Origin of the sequence: Parafrankia irregularis (assembly GCF_001536285.1) — a bacterium.
GTDB classification, from domain to species: domain Bacteria; phylum Actinomycetota; class Actinomycetes; order Frankiales; family Frankiaceae; genus Parafrankia; species Parafrankia irregularis.
Window position 1 is genome coordinate 48513 of sequence record NZ_FAOZ01000035.1, and the last position, 22554, is coordinate 71066.

General features: G+C 72.5%; 16 protein-coding genes. 10 read left to right on the top strand and 6 right to left on the bottom strand.

What is annotated here, in order from left to right:
• Positions 1–62: 62 nt before the first annotated feature.
• Together sucB and AWX74_RS32865 are read left to right on the top strand one after the other, a co-directional pair.
• A complete protein-coding gene (sucB, locus tag AWX74_RS32860; RefSeq protein WP_091284654.1) occupies positions 63–1481 on the top strand; it encodes a 2-oxoglutarate dehydrogenase, E2 component, dihydrolipoamide succinyltransferase in 1419 nt (472 codons plus the stop codon).
• Between the two features lie 92 nt (positions 1482–1573).
• Positions 1574–2485, top strand: a complete 912-nt coding sequence (locus tag AWX74_RS32865) for a TIGR01777 family oxidoreductase (RefSeq protein WP_091284656.1) — start codon at positions 1574–1576, stop codon at positions 2483–2485.
• A gap of 10 nt (positions 2486–2495) precedes the next feature.
• On the opposite strand, the gene AWX74_RS32870 is transcribed toward AWX74_RS32865, so the two are convergent.
• The gene (locus AWX74_RS32870; RefSeq protein ID WP_242666523.1) at positions 2496–4367 is read right to left on the bottom strand and encodes a protein kinase; all 1872 of its coding nucleotides are present in this window, start codon (positions 4365–4367) and stop codon (positions 2496–2498) included.
• Between the two features lie 193 nt (positions 4368–4560).
• On the opposite strand from AWX74_RS32870, the gene AWX74_RS32875 reads away from it, so the two are divergent.
• From AWX74_RS32875 to AWX74_RS32895, 5 genes are all read left to right on the top strand, one after another.
• Positions 4561–5283, top strand: a complete 723-nt coding sequence (locus AWX74_RS32875; protein ID WP_054566679.1) for a Type 1 glutamine amidotransferase-like domain-containing protein — start codon at positions 4561–4563, stop codon at positions 5281–5283.
• Positions 5284–5379: 96 nt separating this feature from the next.
• Positions 5380–6081: a lipoyl(octanoyl) transferase LipB gene (lipB, locus tag AWX74_RS32880; protein WP_165615888.1), complete on the top strand. Its 702-nt coding sequence runs from the start codon at positions 5380–5382 to the stop codon at positions 6079–6081.
• A complete protein-coding gene (gene lipA / locus AWX74_RS32885) occupies positions 6078–7070 on the top strand; it encodes a lipoyl synthase (protein ID WP_091284661.1) in 993 nt (330 codons plus the stop codon). Before lipB ends, lipA begins: the two co-directional genes overlap by 4 nt.
• Positions 7071–7288: 218 nt before the next feature.
• Complete coding sequence (locus tag AWX74_RS32890; RefSeq protein WP_091284663.1) at positions 7289–7732, top strand: hypothetical protein; 444 nt, start codon at positions 7289–7291, stop codon at positions 7730–7732.
• A gap of 57 nt (positions 7733–7789) precedes the next feature.
• Positions 7790–8803 (top strand): DUF4191 domain-containing protein, encoded by a 1014-nt coding sequence (locus tag AWX74_RS32895; protein WP_165615889.1) that lies wholly within the window; start codon positions 7790–7792, stop codon positions 8801–8803.
• A 138-nt stretch (positions 8804–8941) separates the two neighbouring features.
• Here the strand turns inward: AWX74_RS32895 and AWX74_RS32900 are convergent, their stop codons facing one another.
• Positions 8942–9418, bottom strand: a complete 477-nt coding sequence (locus tag AWX74_RS32900) for an RDD family protein (RefSeq protein WP_235497891.1) — start codon at positions 9416–9418, stop codon at positions 8942–8944.
• 181 nt (positions 9419–9599) lie between these two features.
• On the opposite strand from AWX74_RS32900, the gene glnA reads away from it, so the two are divergent.
• Complete coding sequence (gene glnA, locus AWX74_RS32905) at positions 9600–11024, top strand: type I glutamate--ammonia ligase (protein WP_006542203.1); 1425 nt, start codon at positions 9600–9602, stop codon at positions 11022–11024.
• A gap of 520 nt (positions 11025–11544) precedes the next feature.
• Positions 11545–12600, top strand: coding sequence for a glutamine synthetase GlnII (glnII, locus tag AWX74_RS32910; RefSeq protein ID WP_091284667.1), 1056 nt, complete (start codon positions 11545–11547; stop codon positions 12598–12600).
• A gap of 150 nt (positions 12601–12750) precedes the next feature.
• Here glnII and AWX74_RS32915 read toward each other — a convergent pair whose 3' ends face one another.
• Both AWX74_RS32915 and AWX74_RS32920 read right to left on the bottom strand, forming a co-directional pair.
• Positions 12751–15975, bottom strand: coding sequence for a bifunctional [glutamine synthetase] adenylyltransferase/[glutamine synthetase]-adenylyl-L-tyrosine phosphorylase (locus tag AWX74_RS32915; RefSeq protein WP_226931355.1), 3225 nt, complete (start codon positions 15973–15975; stop codon positions 12751–12753).
• Positions 15912–17270, bottom strand: coding sequence for a glutamine synthetase family protein (locus AWX74_RS32920; RefSeq protein WP_006542200.1), 1359 nt, complete (start codon positions 17268–17270; stop codon positions 15912–15914). Before AWX74_RS32920 ends, AWX74_RS32915 begins: the two co-directional genes overlap by 64 nt.
• Before the next feature lie 239 nt (positions 17271–17509).
• On the opposite strand from AWX74_RS32920, the gene AWX74_RS32925 reads away from it, so the two are divergent.
• Positions 17510–19303: an NAD+ synthase gene (locus AWX74_RS32925; protein ID WP_091284671.1), complete on the top strand. Its 1794-nt coding sequence runs from the start codon at positions 17510–17512 to the stop codon at positions 19301–19303.
• Between the two features lie 156 nt (positions 19304–19459).
• Here the strand turns inward: AWX74_RS32925 and thrS are convergent, their stop codons facing one another.
• On the bottom strand, positions 19460–21436 hold the full coding sequence (gene thrS, locus AWX74_RS32930) for a threonine--tRNA ligase (protein WP_091284673.1): 1977 nt from the start codon (positions 21434–21436) through the stop codon (positions 19460–19462).
• A gap of 263 nt (positions 21437–21699) precedes the next feature.
• Positions 21700–22344 (bottom strand): TetR-like C-terminal domain-containing protein, encoded by a 645-nt coding sequence (locus AWX74_RS32935; RefSeq protein WP_054566668.1) that lies wholly within the window; start codon positions 22342–22344, stop codon positions 21700–21702.
• Positions 22345–22554 lie beyond the last annotated feature (210 nt).

Below are 22554 nucleotides of genomic sequence, written 5' to 3' on the forward strand. Positions count from 1 at the left end.
CCTGACAGCCCGACCGGGCAGCAGGGCGCGACGTCGGGCGCGACGAAGGAGTCGTTGTCAGAATGTCAGTTTCCGTCACAATGCCCCGCCTCGGGGAGAGCGTCTCCGAGGGGACGGTCACCCGCTGGCTGAAGAAGGAAGGCGAGCGCGTCGAGGCCGACGAGCCGCTGCTGGAAGTAAGCACGGACAAGGTCGACACCGAGATCCCCGCGCCGGCCTCCGGCATCCTCGGTTCGATCAAGGTTGCCGAGGACGAGACCGTCGAGGTCGGCGTCGAACTGGCCGTGATCGAGGATGGTGCCGCCGCGGCTGCCGCCCCCAGCGCCCCGGCCGCGCAGCCCACGCCCGCCCCCGAGCCGCCGAAGGCAGTCGCTCCCCCGCCGCCGCCCGCGCCCACCCCGGCTCCGCCGCCCCCGCCGGCCCCGGCACCGGCCCCCGCGCCCGCGCCGACCCCGCCACCGCCGCCGGCCCCCGCTCCGGTTCCGTCGCAGGCTCCGGTCGCGGCGAGCACCGCGGACGCCAGCGCCGACGGCCTCGGCCGGTACGTCACGCCGCTGGTCCGCAAGATGGCCGCCGAGCTGGGTGTCGACCTCGGCATCGTGACCGGCAGTGGGCCGGGGGGGCGCATCACCAAGCAGGACATCCAGGATGCGGCGAAGGCCCCGGCGGCTCCCGCCGCGCCCGCTCCCGTGCCCGCTGCCGCTGTCGCTCGCCCGGCAGCCGCGCCGGTGCCGGCCCCCGCGGCCGCCGCAGCCGCCGCCCGTGGGCGCACCGAGAAACTCACCCGCCTGCGCTCGCTCGTCGCCCGCCGGATGGTCGAGTCGCTGCAGATCAGCGCGCAGCTCACGACCGTCGTGGAGGCCGACGTCACGCGCATCGCGAAGCTGCGCGACCGGGCCAAGGCCGGGTTCCTGGCCCGCGAGGGCGTGAAGCTCTCCTTCCTGCCGTTCTTCGCCGTGGCCGCCTGCGAGGCGCTGCGCGAGCACCCGGTGATCAACTCCAGCATCGATCTGGAGGGCGGCACGGTCACCTACCACGACGCGGAGAACCTGGGTATCGCGGTCGACACCGACCGCGGGCTGGTCGTCCCGGTCATCCACAACGCCAGCGACCTGAACCTCAGCGGCATGGCACGCAAGATCGACGAGCTCGCCGCCCGCACCCGCGCCAACCAGGTGTCTCCGGACGACCTGGGCGGTGGCACGTTCACGCTGACGAACACCGGCAGCCGGGGCGCGCTGTTCGACACCCCGATCCTCAACCAGCCGCAGGTGGCGATCCTGGGCACCGGGTCGGTCGTCAAGCGGCCGGCCGTCGTCACGGACCCGGAGCTCGGTGAGGTCATCGCGGTTCGGTCGAAGGTCTACCTGGCCCTGACCTACGACCACCGGATCGTCGACGGTGCCGACGCGGCCCGCTTCCTGACCGCGGTGGCGAGCCGTCTGGAGGAAGGTGCCTTCGAGGCCGAGCTCGGGCTGTAGCCGAGCGGTCAGGCCTGCTTGTCAGGCCCGATGAGCAGGCCTGACAAGCAGGCCGAACCAAGCAGGCCGAACGAGCCGAGGAGCCCGGACAGATGAAGGTGGCCGTCACCGGATCGTCCGGGCTCATTGGTTCCGCGTTGCTGCCAGCCCTGCGGGCTGACGGCCACGAGGTCGTCCGGATCGTCCGCCGGCCGCCGCGGGGCCCGGGCGAGATCCGCTGGGACCCCCTGGCCGGCCAGTTGGATCCACGCGAGCTCCAGGGCGTCGAAGCGGTGATCAACCTCGCCGGCGCCGGCCTCGGCGATCACCGCTGGACCGCGAGCTACAAGCAGGTCCTGTGCGCCAGCCGCATCGAGGGCACCCGCCTGCTCGCCGAGACGCTCGCCGGTCTCGCCGTACCGCCGCGGGTCCTGCTCTCCGGCAGCGCCATCGGCTGGTACGGCAGCCCCGCCGGGGCGACCGGACCAGCGCTGGACGAGTCCGCCGGTGCGGGCGTCGGATTTCTCGCCGACCTCGTCCGCGGCTGGGAGGGCGCCACCGCGGCGGCCGAGGCGGGCGGAATCCGGGTTGTGCGGCTGCGTACCGGCGTCGTGCTGTCCGCCCGCGGCGGAATGCTCGGCCGGCTGCTCCCGCTGTTCCGCCTGGGTGCCGGCGGCCAGCTCGGCCCGGGGCGGCAGTGGCTCAGCTGGATCAGCCTGCGCGACACCGTCGCGGCGGCGCTCTACCTGCTCGAGGCCGACGGGACACGCGGGCCGGTCAACCTCGTCGCCCCGCGGCCCGTGACCAACGCCGAGTTCACCGCCACCCTGGCCCGGGCGCTGCACCGCCCGGCGTTCGCGCGGGTTCCCCGCGCCGCCCTGCGGCTGGCACTCGGCGAGTTCGCCGACGAGGGGGTGTTCGCCTCCCAGCGCCTCGCACCGGCCGCTCTGCTCGACGCGGGTTTCCGTTTCGCCCACCCGGACCTCGCCGCGGCGCTGGAGGACGCCCTGCACCACGGCGGCTGATCCGACCTGGTCAGCCAGGCGCAACCGACTCGCTGCCCGCGAGCCGCCAGCCTCCGCTGGTCCGCCAGAGCGTCAGGATCTTGATGCTCTCCGGCGAACCCGGTTCGCTTGCCAGGACCGCGCCGGCGGCGTTGAGGAAGTTGTACGCCTCGACGCTCTCCGTCACGCGCAGCACGACCTGATCCGCGCGTTCCAGCTGAATCTCCAGGTCGATGATCTGAATCCGTACCGGCGACGAGTGTGCGCCTTTCTCCAGCAGCGTGCGGACGGTTGCCTGGTCGGTGCGCAGCGCGGCACTGTCCGGTGCGTCCGCCGCGTCCAGCGCGGTGAGGTCTGCGCGTTCGAAGGCCCTGCTTCGCGCGACGTTCAGCTCCTCGAGGACCGCCCGCCACGCCTGCTCCGGTGACCGCCCGTTCACCGGTGTCGCGCTCGGGTCCTGCCCTCCCCCGCCGCCGGCCGCCGGGGCCCCGCGGGTCTCGGCCCGGTCGGAGCCGCCGTTCATCAGCACGACAGCGATGACGACGGCCACGAGCCCGACGCAGCCGATCGCCGGTAGCAGCAGACGGTTCCGCCCGCCGCGGCCGGACCGCCCCGAACGCCCCGCCGGGCCCCCACGGGCGCCACCACGGACCCGCCCGGACGCCCGGCCCGCCCGCCGTGCCGCCGACGGTGCCGGGGTCGCCGACCGCCCGCCACGACGCACCGCCTTGCCGCCGCGACGATCACGGCCCACCGGGTGCAGCGAGCCCACCAGCTCGGACGGATCGGAGGGTGCGGTCCGTCCGTCTCTCGGCTGGGTTCGACCGCTCGCCGCGCCCGCGCCCACGCCGGGGCCGGGGCCGGGGGGCGTACCCGCGGATTCGCCCGCCGCCGTACCCGCCGCGATGCCCTCCGACGGCGGCGAAGCGGGCTCGCCGGGCTCCTGCCAGGCCGCGTCGGCCCCGCCGCCCGCCCAGACGTCCGGAACAGCCGCCTCGGAAGGATCGCCGCCGGGGGGTGGCAGCAGCCGCCCGCCGGCCCCGTCCCCACCGGCGACCTCGCCGTCGCCACCCTGGGCACGCGCGGTGTGGCGGTGGCCGGCCTGCCACTCCGGCCCGGTGGCCCACGGGTCGCGGTCATCATCGAGATCATCACCAGCGTCTGCCGCCGGCTCCGCCTCGTCGATCCACGGGTCGGAGGCGAGCTCGATCTCGCTGCCCACGGAGCCGCCGGGCGAGACACCCGTCATGCGGATCGGCAGTGGGGTGGCACTGCGTGCGAGGCCGGCGGCCAGCTCGGCCGCGGACGGCCGGCGCAGCGGATCGTCGATCAGCGCCATCGCCACCGCCACCGCCACCGCGGCCGCGTCGGGGCCGGTGGCCTGGCTCATGGCCCCGAGCAGAAGCTCCGCAAGATCATGCACGTCGTCCGCGGAAGACCCGCCGGGGCTGGTCAGGGCGGCGACGCCGACGCCGGCGAGCACCGGCCGGCCGTTCGGTTCCAGCAGGATGTCCAGCGCGGTCAGCTCGCCGTGGACCAGCCCGGCGCCATGCGCCGCCGCGAGTGCCTGCGCCACGGGCAGGCCGATCGTCACGACCTCGCCCGGCTCCAGCCGGCCCCGGGCGGCGAGCAGCCGGGACAGGCTGACGGTCTCGGGCACCGGCTCGGCCACGACGGCCAGCCCGTCCGCCGTCCGGATCGCGTCGGTCACCGAGACCAGGTGCGGATGGCGGACGTCGAGCTGGCGCCGGATCTCCCCCAGCGCTTCGGCACGCACCAGCGGATCCGCCGGCAGCCGCACATACCGAACCGTGACGTCCGCGCCGAGCTGCTCGACACGACCGGCCCAGACCTCACCGGCCCCGGCGTCGTAGCGCCGGTGGCGCAGGATAATGCCCGGCACCGTGGGATCACCGCCGTGCCGGCCCGGCCGATCGCCGGAATCGTCCGTGAAGGTCACGATCGTCGACGCTAGGCCGAACGGGCAACCCTCGCAGGACACTTTTCGCTGTTGTGGATAACTTCGTTCCGAACGGTGGGAGCGAGCCGGCCGGGCACTCGGCCGACCAGGAGCCGAACTCAACCAGGAGTCAGCTGTGCAGATCCTCGCGACAAGCGGTGGCTTCCAGCCCGACGGCAGGTGGGGAGCCAAGGTCGGGCCGCTGCTGGATCACGCGATCGCCCTCGCGGAGCCGACCGGCCGTCCCCGGCTGTGCCTGCTGCAGACAGCTCTCGGCGACGACCAGTCCGCCTACGCCCGCGGCTACGCGGCGCTGAACCGGGACCGGCCGGACGTCGCCGTCTCCCACCTGGCGCTGTTCCCGATGCCGAACGTCGCCGACCCGCGGGCCCACCTGCTCGCCCAGGACGTCATCTGGGTCGGCGGCGGCAGCGTGGCGAACCTGCTCGCGCTCTGGCGGGTGCACGGCCTCGACGAGATCCTGCGTGAGGCCTGGGAGGCCGGCGTGGTGCTGGGCGGCGTCTCGGCCGGGTCGCTGTGCTGGCATGTCGGCGGCACCACCGACTCCTTCGGCCCGGACCTGCGCCCGGTCACGAACGGCCTGGGCCTGCTGCCACACAGCAACACCCCGCACTACGACTCCGAGAGCGCCCGCCGCCCGCTCTACCAGCGGCTCGTCGCCGACGGGACGCTCCCCGCCGGCTGGGCCACCGACGACGGCGTCGGCCTGCACTTCCGCGGCACCGAGCTGGTCGAGGCCGTCTCGGACCGGCCGGACGTCCACGCCTGGCGGGTCGAGCCGGGCCCGGGCGCGACCGCGGTCGAGACGCGCGTCTCACCGCGGCGGCTGCCGGACTGACGTCCTCCCTGGCCTGAGACCGATCCGAAGCCGGTGGGACGAGCCACTCGTCCGTTGCCGGCCGGGCCGGTCGTCCCACCGGCGTACCCTCGGGACGTGGATGTCCTGCAGTTGGGTGTCGTTCCCTATCACGAAGCCTGGGGCAGGCAGCGCGCGCTGGCCGAGGAGCGCCGTCACGGGCGCGGCGAGGACACGCTGATCCTCCTCGAGCATCCCGAGGTCTACACGGCGGGCCGGCGCACCGACCCCGCCGACCGCCCGGTGGACGGCGCGGAGGTCGTCGACGTCGACCGCGGCGGCAGCATCACCTGGCATGGTCCCGGGCAGCTCGTGGGCTACCCGATCGTCCGGCTCCCGATGCCGCTGGACGTCGTCGCCTACGTCCGGATGCTGGAAGCCGGCCTGATCGCGGTCTGCGCCGAGTTCGGCGTGGCGACCCGCCGGGTCGAGGGCCGCACCGGGGTCTGGACGGTGGACGGCACCCGCAAGCTCGCCGCCATCGGTGTCCGGGTGAGCTGGAAGGTCACCACACACGGCTTCGCGCTCAACTGCGACCCCGCCCTGGGCTCGTTCGGCCGGATCGTGCCGTGCGGGATCTCCGACGCGGGCGTGACCAGCCTCAGCCTGGAGCTGGGGCGCACGGTGACGGTGGCGGACGCCCGCCCGGTGGTGGAGCGCCACCTGACCGGCGCCATCACCGACTACCTCGCTGCCGGCCGCGAGGCTCAGGCCCGCCGGCAGCCGAAGGCCGACGCACTGATCGGCGCCGGGAACATCGAAGGAGGAGCAGCCGGATGACGGCCACGCCAGTCGCGCCGGAGGGCCGGCCGCTGCTACGCCTCGAGGCCCGCAACGCCCAGACCCCGATCGAACGCAAACCACCCTGGATCCGCACCCGCCTGCGCACCGGCCCCGAATACACCGACGTCCGCAGCCTCGTCCACGGCGCCGGCCTGCACACCGTCTGCGAAGAAGCCGGCTGCCCCAACATCTACGAATGCTGGGAAGACCGCGAGGCCACCTTCCTCATCGGCGGCGACACCTGCACCCGCCGCTGCGACTTCTGCCAGATCGACACCGGCCGCCCCGCCCCGTTGGACACCGACGAACCACGCCGCGTCGCCGAATCCGTCACCACCATGGGCCTGCGCTACGCCACCGTCACCGGCGTCGCCCGCGACGACCTCCCCGACGGCGGTGCCTGGCTCTACGCCGAAACCGTCCGACAGATCCACACCCACTCCCCCGGCACCGGCGTCGAGGTCCTCATCCCCGACTTCGCCGGCAACCCCGACCAGCTCGACGAGGTCTTCACCGCCACCCCCGAGGTCCTCGCCCACAACCTCGAAACCGTCCCCAGGATCTTCCGCCGCATCCGGCCCGGCTTCCGCTACGAACGCTCCCTCGACGTCCTCACCCGCGCCCGCGCCGCGGGCCTCGTCACCAAGTCCAACCTCATCCTCGGCCTCGGCGAGACCGACGACGAGATCGCGCAAGCCATGACCGCCCTCCACGAGGCCGGCTGCGACCTGCTCACCATCACCCAGTACCTGCGCCCCACCCCCCGCCACCACCCCGTCGAACGCTGGGTACACCCCGACGAGTTCATCGCCTGGCAGCAACGCGGCACCGAGATGGGCTTCGCCGGCGTCCTGTCCGGCCCCCTCGTCCGCTCCTCCTACCGCGCCGGCCGCCTCTACCAGCAGGCGATTACATTCCGTAGTGAAACTGCCCGGGGTGAGGCGGTTACCTCCCAAAGTGTGTCGCACGACTCTCACACCGGGTGACGAGTGCGCTGGTGATGACTACCCCGGACGACTAGGCTCGTGCCTGCGTCACGCGGCGGTCACAAGACACGGGGCTCGCCGTGGCGTGGGCACCCCCGTCATCTCCGCCAACCGCGGGAGTGATCGGCGGCGCCCGCGCCCTTCACAGTCAGTGCTGTTCCGGCGGGGCACCGGTCCCGCCTCGGGCTCCACGACCGCGTCGGGAGGTCGTCGACACCGTGTTCCGCTCACTCCTCACCGCCCTTGAGGAACTGACTCTTCTCGTCCTGCCGCACGGCGGCCAGCGCACAGCTCGCCACAACGCCTGGCGGGCCGCCACCGACCTGCACGTCACGACCGGCTATCGCTGGGTCGACCAGATCTCCGTCTCCGCCTTCGGCCTGGTGCCCGCCCCGGCGAACGCGTCCGTCCCGTCGCCGGCGGTCCCGCCGGCGACGACCGCCCACGCAGGCATACCCGCGGAGGCGAGGGCGGGTGCGCCGCTGGTCACCCGCCCGGTGGCAGCGGCCGCCGGGGGCGACTTCCCGGCGCCGCGCGAGCGGGAGTCGGCACCGCGGCCAGCGGCCGCCAGGGCCCCGGGAACCCGCGGCTCCACCGGGCGCGCCCCCAAGCCTCGGGTCTCCCCGCCGCGCGCCCGCGCCGCCGCCGCCGCGCGTTCCTGACCCGCAGGCGCCGACCGGGCCACCAGCCGGGCCCGCGAAGGCCGTAGGCTCGCGCCTATGGCGCTGCGGAGGAAGCCGACCGGTGCCGGCGGGGAGCCGGCGCTCGCGGCCGTGGGTGGGAACGGAACAAGTGGTGGCGGGTCGTCCCGTCGGTCGGGCAAGGCCAGCGCCGCGGGGCGGAACGGACCGGGCGCGGCTGGCGATGGCCCACGTGGCCCGGAGCGGAGCACCATGGCTGGCAGGAGTGACGGGGCTGGCAGGAATGGCGGGGCCGCCAGGAACGGTGGCGCCGGCAACGGCGGCGCGAAGGCCGGTGCCAAGGCGGGCTCGAAGGCCGGGTCGGGCAAGACCGACCAGCCGGAGAAGGCCGGCCGGGCCAGCGGTCCCGCGTCCGGCGGCGATGCCGCGGGCGCCGGTGCGCCGGGCAGGCTCGCCCAGATCCGGATGGTCTACAAGATCACCCGGCAGCGCGATCCGCAGGTGCTCTGGCTGAGCCTGCTCGGGCTGGCCGTGCCGGTGGTGATCGGCGTGCTGCTCGGAGTCTTCGTCGGCCCCCTGTATGTCTGGCTGCCGATCGCGATCCTGCTGGGCATCGTGGTGGCCCTCAACGTCTTCAGCCGCCGGGTCCAGAAGACCGCCTACGCGGAGATGGAAGGCAAGCCCGGCGCGGCGGCCGGCGTGGTGGAGCGCATGCGCGGTGACTGGCGCCTCACCCCCGCCGTCGGGGTCAACCGGCACCAGGATGTGGTCCATCGTGTGGTCTGCCGGGCCGGCGTGGTGCTCATCGCGGAGGGCCGCGGGCGCGGGCCTCGGGAGCTGCTCGCCGCCGAGAAGCGACGCATTCGCAAGATCGTCGGCGAGGCGCCGATGGTCGACTACATCGTCGGCAACGGCGAGGGCGAGATCCCGTTGCCGAAGCTGCAGAGCACCCTCATGCGGCTGCGCCGTGAGCTGCGCAAGCGCGACGTCGACGCCCTCGAGCGCCGGCTGCGGGCCGTGAGCAGCCCCGTCCTGCCGATTCCGAAGGGCCCGATCCCGCGCAACATCCCCCGCGGCGGCCGCCCGCGCTGAACCTGCCCGCCGCGCCGCGGCGGCGGCCAGCGGTCGCGGCGGCCCATCAACGTCATGACGCCCACGTCCCCACTCGGGGACGTGGGCGTCGGTGTCTCGCCGTCCGCTCAGGCCGCGGCTGTCTCCACGGCCTGTAGGTCAGGCCTTCGACGGGACGATCTCGTCACGCACGACGACCGTGCCCGCGGCGCGGTCGTGCGTGCCGCGCAGGTCACGGTCCCAGATGAACGCCGGGACCAGCAGGGCCAGCAGCAGCGTCCGGACCAGGATCCACGGCCAGCTCTGCCGCCCGAAGTCCCGCACCCGGATCACCCTGATCCCCGCGAGTCGCATGCCGATCGTCTGCCCGGCCACCGTGACCAGCACCAGCTCCTCCAGGAGGAAGGCACCGTAGATCGCCAGGCCGCGGATATCCGCCGCCGCGTCGACCCCGACCACGAAGAGCAGGCCGACCAGCAGGTTCGCCAGCACGCCGTCGACGATGTACGCAATGATCCGGGGCCCGAAGCCCACCACTGAACCGGGCCCGTCCGCCGGAAGCCCGAGCCGGGCTCCGGGCGGCGTGTCCCGGGGCAGACCGGGGCCCTCCAGCCAACCTCCGAGTGCGCGTCCCACCGCGCAAGCCTATGTCGCCCGCTCGCGCAACCAGGGCCATGACAGAACGTCACCAACGCCGTTAACGTAACATCCACGAAACAGTGCGTTGATTCCCTCGACGCGCCACGCGGTGACGCCACGCAACCGATCAGAGCGTACTCTGTCAGTCATTGGAAGCCTGAAGAACGCTGGAGGGTGGATGTTCACGAACGCCGACGACGTACTCCGCTATATCCGTGACGAAAAAGTTCTGTTCATTGATGTACGGTTCTGCGACCTGCCCGGCGTCATGCAGCACTTCACGATCCCGGCGGAGGTCTTCTCCGAGTCGGTCTTCAGTGACGGTCTCATGTTCGACGGGTCGTCGATCCGCGGTTTCCAGGCGATCCACGAATCGGACATGCTGCTGCTGCCGGACCCGCGGACGGCCTTCGTCGACCCCTTCCGCGAGCACTCCACCCTCGCGATGACCTTCTTCATCCACGACCCGATCACCAAGGAACAGTACTCGCGGGATCCCCGCAACATCGCGCGGAAGGCCGAGGAGTACCTGCGCGGCACCGGCATCGCCGACACCGCGTACTTCGGGCCCGAGGCCGAGTTCTACATCTTCGACGACGTGCGGTACGACTACACCCCGTACGGTTCCATGCACGCCGTTGACTCGGTCGAGGCCGCCTGGAACACCGCGCGCAAGGAGGAGGGCGGCAACCTCGGTTACAAGCCCCGCTTCAAGGGCGGCTACTTCCCGGTGCCGCCGACGGACCACTTCACCGACCTGCGCTCGGAGATGAGCCGGGTGCTCTTCGATGTCGGTATCACCGTCGAGATGCAGCACCACGAGGTCGGCACCGCCGGCCAGGCCGAGATCGACATCAGGTTCGACACGCTGCTCAAGACGGCCGACAACCTGATGCTCTACAAGTACGTGATCCGCAACGTGGCCCGCGCCCGGGGCAAGACGGTGACGTTCATGCCCAAGCCGCTGTTCGAGGACAACGGCTCCGGCATGCACACCCACCAGAGCCTCTGGAAGGACGGCGAGCCGCTCTTCTACAGCCCCAACGGCTACGGCGGGCTTTCCGACACCGCCCGGCACTACATCGGCGGGCTGCTGCACCACGCGCCGGCCCTGCTCGCTTTCACCAACCCCACCACGAACTCCTACCGGCGGCTGGTGCCCGGCTACGAGGCCCCGGTCAACCTCGTCTACTCGGCGCGCAACCGCTCGGCCTGCTGCCGGATCCCGCTCGGCGGTGACTCGCCGAAGGCGAAGCGGGTCGAGTTCCGCGTGCCCGACCCGAGCTGCAACCCGTACCTCGCGTTCGCGGCGATGCTGATGGCCGGTCTCGACGGGGTCAAGAACAAGATCGACCCGCCGGACCCCATCGACAAGGACCTCTATGAGCTCCCGCCGGACGAACTGGCCGCCGTCCCGCAGGTGCCCGGCTCCCTGGAGAAGGTCCTGGAGGCGCTGGAGGCCGACAACGACTTCCTCCGCGAGGGGAACGTGTTCACCGGCGATCTCATCGAGACCTGGATCGACTACAAGCGGGTGAACGAGGTCGACGCCATCCGGCTGCGGCCCCACCCCTACGAGTTCAGCCTCTACTACGACATCTGAGTCTCGATTCCGTCCCGGTCCTCCACCGGCGTCGCCAATGAGGTTCCGCGGTCTCTCGGCACACCGAGCACGGTGGCCCACGGTGGCTTTCGGTGCCTTTTCGGCATGACCTAGGACTGCTCCGCGCCGGACCTCCGCTCCGCACCCGTGGTCCGGACCTCCGACTGGTCGGCGAAGACCTGTGGCCAGACCCGCCGGAATATCCTCGGCAAGGCCGTGGCGGGATCAGCCGATGAGGCAGGGCCCGTGTCCATGAACCCCTGGACACGGGCCTTCTCTCGTTACAGCCGCTTTTCCGTTCCGCATCTGTCGCGGCTCGACCGGTATTCGCTTCGAGGCACGGCTTTGGCCGCCCGGCAACAACCGAGTGACCGAGAATTAACAAGACGGGAACTGATTGGAAACCGGGCCCGACCAAGCTCCGGACGAACCCTCCCGTCAGTCGCGGCCGGGGTCGGCCCTCCCCCGGCCGATCACACAGTCGCTCCGTCACGTGACACGTCAACCACGGGGAGTACTAGTGAGCTATCAGGCCGAATACATCTGGATCGACGGCACCGAGCCGGAGCCGTTGATGCGGAGCAAGACCCGCATCGTCAAGAGCGGCAAGGAGCCGGAGATCTGGGGCTTCGACGGCTCCAGCACCAACCAGGCCCCGGGGTCGAACTCCGACTGCGTGCTGCAGCCCGTCGTCACCGTTCCGGACCCGCTGCGCGGTGGCGACAACGTGCTCGTCCTGTGTGAGGTGCAGCTGACCGACTTCACGCCGCACCCGACGAACACCCGTGCCATCGCCCGCGGGGTGGCCGAGAAGTACGCCGACATGTCGCCGATGTTCGGCATCGAGCAGGAGTACACGTTCTTCCAGAACGGCCGGCCGCTCGGCTGGCCGGCGGTCGGCTTCCCCGAGCCGCAGGGCCCGTACTACTGCGGCGTCGGCGGCGAGAAGATGCCCGGCCGGGCCATCGTCGAGCGTCACACCCAGGCGTGCCTGGACGCCGGCCTCGCGATCGAGGGCACCAACGCCGAGGTCATGATGGGCCAGTGGGAGTTCCAGATCGGCGTGCTGCCGGCGCCGACCATCGGCGACCACATCTGGCTGGGCCGCTGGCTGCTGCACCGCATCGCCGAGGACTTCAACACCACGGTCTCCTTCGCCGCGAAGCCCGTTCTCGGTGACTGGAACGGCGCTGGCGCGCACACCAACTTCTCCACCAAGCAGACCATGGAGAGCTGGGACGCGATCGTCACCGTCTGCGAGTCGCTCGCGCCCCGCGTCATGGAGCACGTCACCCACTACGGGACGGGCATCCAGGACCGCCTCACCGGCAAGCACGAGACCGCCCCGTGGAACAAGTTCTCCTGGGGTGCCTCGGACCGCGGCGCGTCGATCCGGATCCCGTGGGCCGTCGAGAAGGCCAAGAAGGGCTGGATCGAGGACCGCCGCCCGAACGCGAACATGGACCCGTACGTGGTCTCCGCGCTCATGATCGACACCTGCTGCAGCGCGCTGGCCGGCGACAAGCCGACCCTGTTCGTGCCGTCGCAGGGCGCCGAGGCCACCGTCACGGTCTGACGTCAGATCCCGCGGGCGGGTACTCGCGGGCGGGTCTCGCCGCCCGCGGGACCGCTCGTCCATCATCGGCTCCGGTTCGGCGCATCCCGTACCGGAGCCGGTGAACCGTCCGTCGGGTGTGCACCGGTCCCCGGGTGTGATCGAAAAGGCTCACTGCTCGCGACCGAGCACCTCCAGGGCGACCGCGTGTGCACGTGCCGCTGCCCGGCGGTAGTCACCGGGCAGCTGGTCCACCTCGTCGGCGGGGTAGCCGAGCGCGCGGGCGACCCGTTCCAGGCCGGGCGCCACGCCCGGAAGAAGATCACCACGCTGGCCGGACGTCAGCATGACGCCGTTGCGCACCCGGGAGGCCAGGGTCCAGGCCGCATCCAGCGCGGACAGCTGCGCGGGCGCGAGCAGGCCGGCCGTCGCGGCCGCGCGCAGGCAGGCGCGGGTCGCGGTCGTGCGCAGCGCCGGGACGCGGCGGGCGTGCCGAAGCTGGAGCACCTGCACGGTCCACTCGACGTCCGTCAGCCCGCCGGGACCGAACTTCACGTGCATCGCCCGGTCGACCCCGCGCGGGACGCGCTCACGCTCCATCCGCCCGCGCAACCGCAGGATCTCGGTGATCGTGCCCGCCGGCAGCGCGGACGGGTAGCGGATCCGGTCCGCGAGCGCGCAGAACCGGGCGCCGAGCTCGGCGTCGCCGGCCAGCGGCTCGGCGCGCAGCAGCGCCTGCGCCTCCCACCCCAGTGACCACCGGTCGTAGTACGCCGCGTAGCCCTCGACCGTCCGCGACAACGGGCCGCCGCGGCCCTCGGGGCGCAGCCCGGCGTCCAGGGTGAGGGGCGGGTCGGGCCCGGGTAGCGCAAGCAGGCGGTGCAGCTCACCGATGACGTCGGCGGCGAGCCGGGCGGCCAGCGGCTGCGGGGTGCCCGGCAGCGCCTCGTGGACGAACAGCACATCGGCGTCACTGCCATAGGACAGCTCGCGGCCGCCCAGACGTCCCATCGCGATCACCGCGAGCCGCACCGGCAGCGCCTCGTCGTCCCCGCCGGCGACGCGGCGGCGGGCGACCAGCAGTGCCGCCTCCACGGTCGCGGCGGCCGCGTCGGACAGCGCCTGCCCGACGGCGCCGACGTCCAGCAGACCGAGCAGGTCCGCGCAGGCGATGCGGACCAGCTCCACCCGCCGCACCGCCCGCGCCCGGCCGACCGCGTCCGCGGCCTCGGGGTTGCGTCGCGACACCGCGAGCAGGGTGCGCACCATCGCCTCGCGCGAGGTCGGCCGCAGCTCCTCCTCGGTGCGCAGCAGCCGCACCGACTCCGGCGCGCGGGTCATCAGGTCGGCGACGTACCGGCTCGTCGCGAGCACCCGTGCGAGGCGGTCCGCGGCCCCGGCCGAGTCCCGCAGCAGGCGCAGGTACCACGGCGTGCGGCCCAGCGCCTCGCTCACCTGCCGGTAGGCGAGCAGCCCGGCGTCCGGCTCGGGTGCGTCCGCGAACGCGGGGAGCATGGCGGGCAGCAGGCGCCGTTGGATGACGGCGGTGCGGCTCACCCCGTTCGTCAGCGCCTCGATGTGGCGCAGGCAGCGCGCCGGCTGGGCGAAACCGAGCGCGGCGAGCCGGTCCGCGGCCTCCTGCGGGGTCAGCCGCATCTCCTCCGCCGACAGCCGCGCCACCGCCTCCAGCAGCGGCTGGTAGAAGAGCTTCTCGTGCAGGGAGCGGACGGTGCGGGTCACCCGCCGGTGCTCCTCCGCAAGCTCCGCGGCCCCCGGCAGCCCCATGCAGCGCGCCAGCCAGCGCAGCTCGCCGGGATCCCGGGGCAGGGTGTGCAGCCGGCGCAGCCGCTGCAGCTGCAGCCGGTGCTCGGCGACCCGCAGGAACCGGTAGGCGTCGGCGAACCCGGCCGCGTCGCGGCGGCCGACGTAGCCTCCGCGCCGCAGTCCGTCCAGGGCGTCCAGGGTGGCGGCCACCTGCAGCTTGGCGTCCGCCCGGCCGTGGACGAGCTGCAGCAGCTGCACGGCGAACTCGACGTCACGCAGCCCGCCGGGGCCGAGCTTGAGGTTGCGGTCGGCCTCGAAACGGGACAGCGACCGTTCCACCCGGCGCCGCATGGCCCGGACGTCCGTGACGAAGTCGGGGCGCGACGCCGCCGTCCACACCAGCGGTGCGATCATCTCGCCGAAGCGTGCTCCCAGCTCGAGGTCGCCGGCCACCGGGCGGGCCTTGAGCAGCGCCTGGAACTCCCAGGTCCGTGCCCAGCGCCGGTAGTAGGCGCGATGGCTGTCCAGGGTGCGCACGAGCGCGCCGTGCCGGCCCTCGGGCCGCAGGTTGACGTCCACCGGGAACAGCTCGCCGGCCGCGGTGGGCGTGCCGCACACCCGCACGACGCCCTCGGCCAGCCTGGTGGCGGCACGCAGCGTCGCCTCCAGGTCGGGCGGAGCGCCGGAGCCGGGAAGGCCTCCCGGCTCTCCTGGCTTCCCCAGCTCTCCTGGCTTTCTCAGTGCCCCCGGCCCGTGGTCGGCGACCGGTTCGGCGACGAACAGCACGTCCACGTCGCTGACGTAGTTCAGCTCACGCCCACCGCACTTGCCCATGCCGATGATCGCCAGGCGGACGGGCGCATCCGCCGGGCCCGCTCCGGCCCGGGCGACCGCGAGCGCGGCGTCGAGCGCCGCCCCGGCCAGGTCCGCGAGCTCCGCGGTGGCGTCGTCCAGCGACACGGTGCCGGTGAGGTCCCGCGCGGCGAGTACCAGCAGCGCACGCCGGTAGGCCAGCCGCAGCGCGTCGAGGACCGCCACCCCGTCACCGCGGGCCCGGGGCACCGCGGCCGCCGGATCGGCGCCGACCGCACGCAGCAGGCCGCGGCGGGTGACCGCCGGGTCCGACGGCCCCGCGGTGGCCCCGTCCGGGGCGAGGATCAGCCAGTCCAGCGGATGGGCGACGAGGTGGTCCCCGAGCGCCGAGCTCGCGCCCAGCACGGCGATCAGCCGGCGGCGCAGACCGGGGTTGTCGGCCAGCGCCGGCAACAGCCGTGGTTGCGCCCCGGCGGGCTGGGCCTCGACCAGTCGTTCGAGGCAGCGCAGGGCGAGATCGGCGTCCGCCGAGGCGGCGAGCTCGCCGATGATGACATTCACCGCGAGCCCGGCGGCAGGCCCGGCAGGCCCGGCGGGCTCCCCGGGCCCTGCGGGCGCCGCCCCGTCCGACGGGGGCAGCAGCCCGAGCCGGCGCATCGTGGCCGCGACCCGCTCGACGTCGGAGAAGCCCAGCCGGGCGAGCTGGGCACCGACGGTGTTCCGGCGGGGGTCGACGCCCCTGGCCGGCCGGTCACTCACAACGTCGGAAGGTACCGGTCGATCTCGAAGGGCGTGACCTGGCGGCGGTACTCGATCCATTCGGACCGCTTGTTCCGTAGGAAGAAGTCGAACAACTCGTCGCCAAGCGTCTCACGGACCAGCGACGAGTTCTCCATCGCGGTGATCGCCTCGGCGAGCGATCCGGGCAGCTCGGTGATGCCACGCTCGCGGCGCTGGGAGTCGGTGAGCGTCCACACGTCGTCCGCCGCGGGCGCCGGCAGCTCGTAACCGCCCTGGACGCCGCGCAGGCCGGCGGCGAGCATCAGCGCGAAGGTCAGGTACGGGTTGCAGGCGCTGTCCGGGGAGCGGAACTCGACCCGGGCCGTGTTCGCCTTGTTCAGCTTGTACAGCGGTACCCGAACCAGGGCCGACCGGTTGTTGTGGCCCCAGCAGACATAGGCGGGCGCCTCCCGCAGCTCGCCGGCGCGCCCCTCGCCCACCAGCCGCTTGTACGAGTTCACCCACTGGTTCGTCACCGCGGTGATCTCCGCGGCGTGGGTCAGCACCCCGGCGATGAAGGCCTTCCCCACCTTCGACAGCTGGTACTCGTCGGTCGGGTCGTGGAAGGCGTTGCGGTCACCCTCGAACAGGCTCATGTGGGTGTGCATGCCCGAGCCGGCCTGATCGCTGAACGGCTTGGGCATGAACGTCGCGTAGATGCCCTGCCGCAGCGCCACCTCCTTCACCACCTGGCGGAAGGTCATGATGTTGTCGGCGATGGTGAGCGCGTCGGCGTACCGCAGGTCGATCTCCTGCTGGCCCGGCGCGACCTCGTGGTGGCTGAACTCCACCGAGATGCCGAGGCGTTCGAGCACGCTGATGGCCTGCTGGCGGAAGTCATGGCTGATGTCGTTCGGGGTCAGGTCGAAGTAGCCCGACTCGTCCACCGGCGGCGGCACCGGGCCGCCGCGGGTCGGCGGATGCTTGAGCAGGAAGAACTCGATCTCGGGGTGGGTGTAGAAGGTGAAGCCGGCGTCGGCCGCCTTCGCCAGGGTGCGGCGCAGCACCCAGCGGGAGTCCGCGGCGGCCGGCGTGCCGTCCGGCATGATCAGGTCACAGAACATCCGGGCGGTCATCGGGTGCTCACCGCGCCACGGCAGCACCTGGAAGGTGGACGGGTCGGGCCGGACCAGCATGTCCGCCTCGTGCACCCGGGCGAAGCCCTCGATCGCCGAGCCGTCGAACCCGATGCCCTCCGCCAGCGCGCCCTCCAGCTCGGCGGGCGCGATCTCGACGGACTTCAGCACGCCGAGCACGTCGGTGAACCAGAGCCGGACGAACCGGATGTCGCGTTCCTCGAGGGTGCGGAGAACGAATTCCTGCTGCTTGTCCATGGGCCCTCCGCGCGTGAGTGCGGACTCGTCTGCACGGCGAGCCGAGTCGTCTTCCGGTGGTGCTGTTCCCCGTCGGGACACGGTGCCACCGGGTGCTTCGACCCGAGAGTAGCGACTGATCGCACCGCGGGCTCCGCACGTTACAGCGAAGTTGCGCCACCGCAATCCCCGGTGTCACCTGCGCCCCAGCAACACACCACCGGCCGCCGGCGGGGCAAACCCGGCCTACGCTTCGGTGTATGGCCCAGCTTCGGATCGCCCTCGCCCAGGTGGACACCACCGTCGGAGATCTGGACGCCAACGCCGACCTGGTGAGCTCCTGGACCAAGCAGGCACTGGCCCAGGGCGCTCATCTGGTCGCCTTCGGCGAGATGACCCTGACCGGCTACCCGGCCGAGGACCTCGTCCTGCGCCGCTCCTTCGTGGCGGCCTCCGCGGCGACACTGGAGCGGCTCGCGGCCCGCCTCCACGAGGAGGGAGCGGGCTCCATCGCCGTCGTCGTCGGGTACCTCGACGCCTCCGCCACCCCGGCGCCGGCGGTCGGCCGCCCCGCCGGCGAGCCGCAGAACTGCGTCGCCGTCCTGTGGCAGGGCCGCGTCGCCGCCCGCTCGGCCAAGCACCACCTGCCCAACTACGGCGTCTTCGACGAGTTCCGCTACTTCGTGCCCGGCACGACCTTCCCCGTCTTCCGCCTGCACGGCGTGGACGTCGGCCTCACCGTCTGCGAGGACCTCTGGCAGGCCGGCGGCCCCGTCGCCGTGGCCCGCAAGGTCGGGGTCGGGCTGCTGCTGTGCATCAACGGCTCGCCCTACGAGCAGGGCAAGTCCTTCCACCGGGACGAGCTGTGCGCACGCCGGGCCCGTGAGGCGGACGCCACCCTCGCCTACATCAACCTGGTCGGCGGCCAGGACGAGCTGGTCTTCGACGGCGACTCGCTCGTCGTCGACCCGGCCGGGGCGGTCCTCGCCCGGGCACCGGTCTTCGAGGAGACCCTGCTCACCGTCGATCTCGACCTGCCCGCCAGCAACACCCCGGGAACGGCCACCGGGATGACCGGGCAGGTCGCCGCCGGCGACGGCACCATGATGGAGGTCAGCCACATCGTGCTGGCCGGCGAGCCGCTGCCGGCCTGGGAGCCGCGGCCACACCAGATCGCGCAGCGCCCCGACCCCGTCGGTGAGCTGTACGCCGCGGTGGTCACGGGCACCCGCGACTACGTCCGCAAGAACGGCTTCCGCTCGGTGGCGCTCGGCCTGTCCGGCGGCATCGACTCGGCCCTGGTCGCCACGATCGCCGTGGACGCCCTCGGCGGCGAGGCCGTGTACACCGTCGCGATGCCCTCGGCCCACTCGTCCCAGGGGTCGCTGGACGACGCCGCGGAGCTGGCCCGCCGCCAGGGCACCCGGCACAGCGTCGTCCCGATCGAGCCGACCGTCGCGGCCTTCCACGCGGCCCTGGCCGCCGCCGGCGGCCTGCACGGCCTGGCCGCGGAGAACCTGCAGGCACGGGTACGCGGAACGCTGCTGATGGCGCTGTCGAACGAGCACGGCCACCTCGTGCTGACCACCGGCAACAAGAGCGAGCTGGCCACCGGCTTCTCCACCCTGTACGGCGACAGCGCCGGCGGCTTCGCCCCGATCAAGGACGTCTCGAAGACGATGGTGTGGGCGCTCTCCCGCTGGCGCAACGCCCAGGCTACGGCCCGCGGGGAGGTCCCGCCGATCCCGGAGGAGATCATCGTCAAGCCGCCGTCGGCCGAGCTCGCCCCGGGGCAGCTCGACTCCGACCGGCTGCCCGACTACACCGAGCTCGACGCCGTCCTCGACGACTATGTCAGCCACGACCTCGGCCGGGCCGAGCTGACCGCCGCCGGCCACGATCCGGCCACGGTCGACCGGGTGATCCGCCTCGTCGACCTCGCCGAGTACAAGCGGCGACAGAACCCGCCCGGGCCGAAGGTGACGTCGAAGGCCTTCGGCCGCGACCGCCGCCTGCCCATCACCTCCCGCTGGCGCGAGCGCGAACGGGACTGAGCCCTTCCCCGCTCGGTCTGGCCGCCTGCCTGGTGGGTCTGGCCGCCTGCCTGGTCAGCCGCGACGGCCTTCCCTGACCGGACGGTCGGCCACGAGGGTGGTCGCTGTTCCGTGGACCCGGTGTGCAGTCGCCGGGTCCACGTTCGCCTTCGCGGCTCAGACCTGGATGCGGCGGTCCACGGCGTCGAGGATCTCGGCGATGGCCTCGTCGACCGGCACGCCGTTGCGCTGCGTGCCGTCACGGAACCGGAAGGACACCGCGCCCTTCGAGACGTCCTCGTCGCCAGCGAGCAGCATGAAGGGCACCTTCTGCTTCTGCGCGGTGCGGATCTTCTTCTGCATCCGGTCGTCGGAGGAGTCGACCTCGACCCGGATGCCGCGCTCCCGCAGCTTCGCCGCGACGTCGTCGAGGTAGGGCACGTGCTCGTCGGTGATCGGGATGCCGACGACCTGCACCGGGGCCAGCCAGGGCGGCAGCGCGCCGGCGTAGTGCTCCAGCAGGATCGCGAAGAAGCGCTCGATCGTGCCGAACAGCGCCCGGTGGATCATGAAGGGGCGCTGGCGGGTGCCGTCGGCGGCCTGGTAGGTCATGTCGAACCGCTGCGGGAGCTGGAAGTCCACCTGGATGGTGGACAGCTGCCAGGTCCGCCCGATCGCGTCCTTGGCCTGCACCGAGATCTTCGGCCCGTAGAAGGCGCCGCCGCCCTCGTCCATCACCAGTTCGAGGTCCTGCTTGGAGGCGGCCTCGCGCAGCAGCTCGGTGGCCTCCGCCCACTCCTCGTCCGAGCCGATCGCCTTGCCCTCGGGACGGGTCGACAGCTCCAGGTAGAAGTCCTCCAGGCCGTAGTCGCGCAGCAGCCCGAGGACGAACTTCAGGACGGAGTCGAGCTCCTCCGGGAGCTGCTCACGGGCGCAGAAGAGGTGCGCGTCGTCCTGGGTGAGCCCGCGCACCCGGGTCAGGCCGTGCACCACGCCGGACTTCTCGTACCGGTAGACGGTGCCGAACTCGAACAGCCGCAGCGGCAGCTCCCGGTACGACCGGCCGCGTGACCGGAAGATCAGGATGTGCATCGGGCAGTTCATCGGCTTGAGGTAGTAGTCCGCCCCGCCGTCGAGCTGCATGGGCGGGTACATGCCGTCGGCGAACCAGTCCAGGTGCCCGGAGATCTCGTACAGGTCGGACTTGGTGATGTGCGGGGTGTTCACGAACTCGTACCCGGCCTCGATGTGCCGGCGGCGCGAGTAGTCCTCCATGACGGTGCGGATCGCGCCGCCCTTGGGGTGGAACACGGCCAGCCCCGGGCCGATCTCGGTCGGGAACGAGAACAGGTCCAGCTCGGCGCCGAGGCGCCGGTGGTCGCGCTTCTCCGCCTCGGCGAGGCGGTGCTGGTACTCCTTCAGCGCCTCGCGCGACTCCCAGGCGGTGCCGTAGATGCGCTGCAGCTGCGGGTTGCGCTCGCTGCCCCGCCAGTAGGCCGCCGCGGAGCGCTGCACCGCGAACGCGGGGATGTGCCGGGTGGTGGGCACGTGCGGCCCGCGGCACAGGTCCTTCCAGCATAGCTCGCCCGACTTCGGGTCGAGGTTGTCGTAGATGGTGAGCTCGCCAGCGCCCACCTCGACCGAGGCCTCGGCGTCGTCACCCGCGCTCGACTTCAGCCCGATCAGCTCGATCTTGTACGGCTCGTCGGCGAGCTCGGCGCGGGCCTCGTCGTCGGTGACGACCCGGCGGGAGAACCGCTGGCCCGCCTTGATGATCTCCTGGGCGCGCTTCTCGACGGCCTTGAGGTCCTCCGGGGTGAAGGGGCGCTCGACGTCGAAGTCGTAGTAGAAGCCGTCCTGGATCGGCGGGCCGATCCCGAGCTTCGCCTTGGGGAACAGGTCCTGCACGGCCTGGGCGACCACGTGCGCGCACGAGTGGCGCACGATCGCCCGCCCGTCCGGCGAGTCGACGGTGATCGGCTCGACGACGTCCCCTTCAGCCAGTGGATGGGCCAGGTCACGCTGGCGGCCACCGACCCGGGCGGCGATCACCGACCGCTCGCCGTCGAAGAGCTCGGCGGCCGTCGTACCCGCCCGCACCACCCGCTCCTCGGCCTGCTGACCTCGCTGAACGGTAACGCGGACGTCGGACACCGGATTCTCCTGCGGCAGTAAACGGATGGCCGGGCGCACCCACGCACGCCCTGACCATGGCTGGTGATGAACTCTGGAGGCTGTTCATTTGTCGGGACGACAGCCCACGCCGGCACCTGATGCCCGGCACCCGACGCCGGCCGGAGCCGGGCGGGGCCACGCACGCGCGGCGGGGTGCCTCCCCGATCGCGATGCTACTCGTGCGCACAGAGCGTCCCCAGGCGATTTTCCGGCGGCGTCGGCCAGCCCGATCGCGGAGCGCGTCAGTCGGCGCGGATGCCGCCCAGAACGGTGTCGACGATCTGACTGATCCGCGTCCCGCTCACCTCGTTGCTGCCGGCGGTGTACTGCCGGTACGAGACCGGGCCGACCAGCATGTCCGTCGCCAGGTCGATGTCGAGGTCCGCCTTGAGCTCACCGCTGGCAACCCCGCGGCGCAGCACGTTCGCGACCTGTTCCCGGGCCGGGACGATCACCTGCTGGCGGTAGGTGTCGAACAGGTCGGGGTGGGACTCCTTCTCCGCCAGCACCCGGGGCATGATCCGCCCCGACAGCGTCTGGATGCCGTGCCGGCGCACCGCGTTCACCGCCGCGACCAGGTCGTCGCGCAGGGATCCGGTGTCATGCGGCTCGTGCGAGGTGGCCAGGGTCGCGAGCGCCTCGGCGACCAGGGCGCCCTTCGTCGGCCACCGCCGGTAGACGGTGGCCTTGCCCACGCCCGCCGCGGCCGCGACCGCCTCCATGGACAGGCCCCCGAAGCCGTTGGCCGCGAGCTCCGTCAGGGTGGCCTCGATGATCAGCGGGTCGCGCCGGGTGTCACGGGGCCGCCCCGGTGGGCGGGCCACACCTGACGGTGGCCGGGACGAGTGTTCACGCGGGTCCGTCCCGTTGGCATGTGCCACCGACATCAGACCGCCTTGCCGGGTCGCCCGTGGAAGGCGTCGCGCCTGCGCCGGTCGCCCGGCCGATCCGTCCACATGCCCGCCGCCACCCGCGCCTTCTTCGCACCATTCACGATTCACGCGGCCGTGGAGCACGGCCGCGAATGCCTGGCCCGGTCGACACCGGGCCCATCGTGCCGGTGTTTCCCGGCCCCGAGGATTTGTCAAGATCGGAGA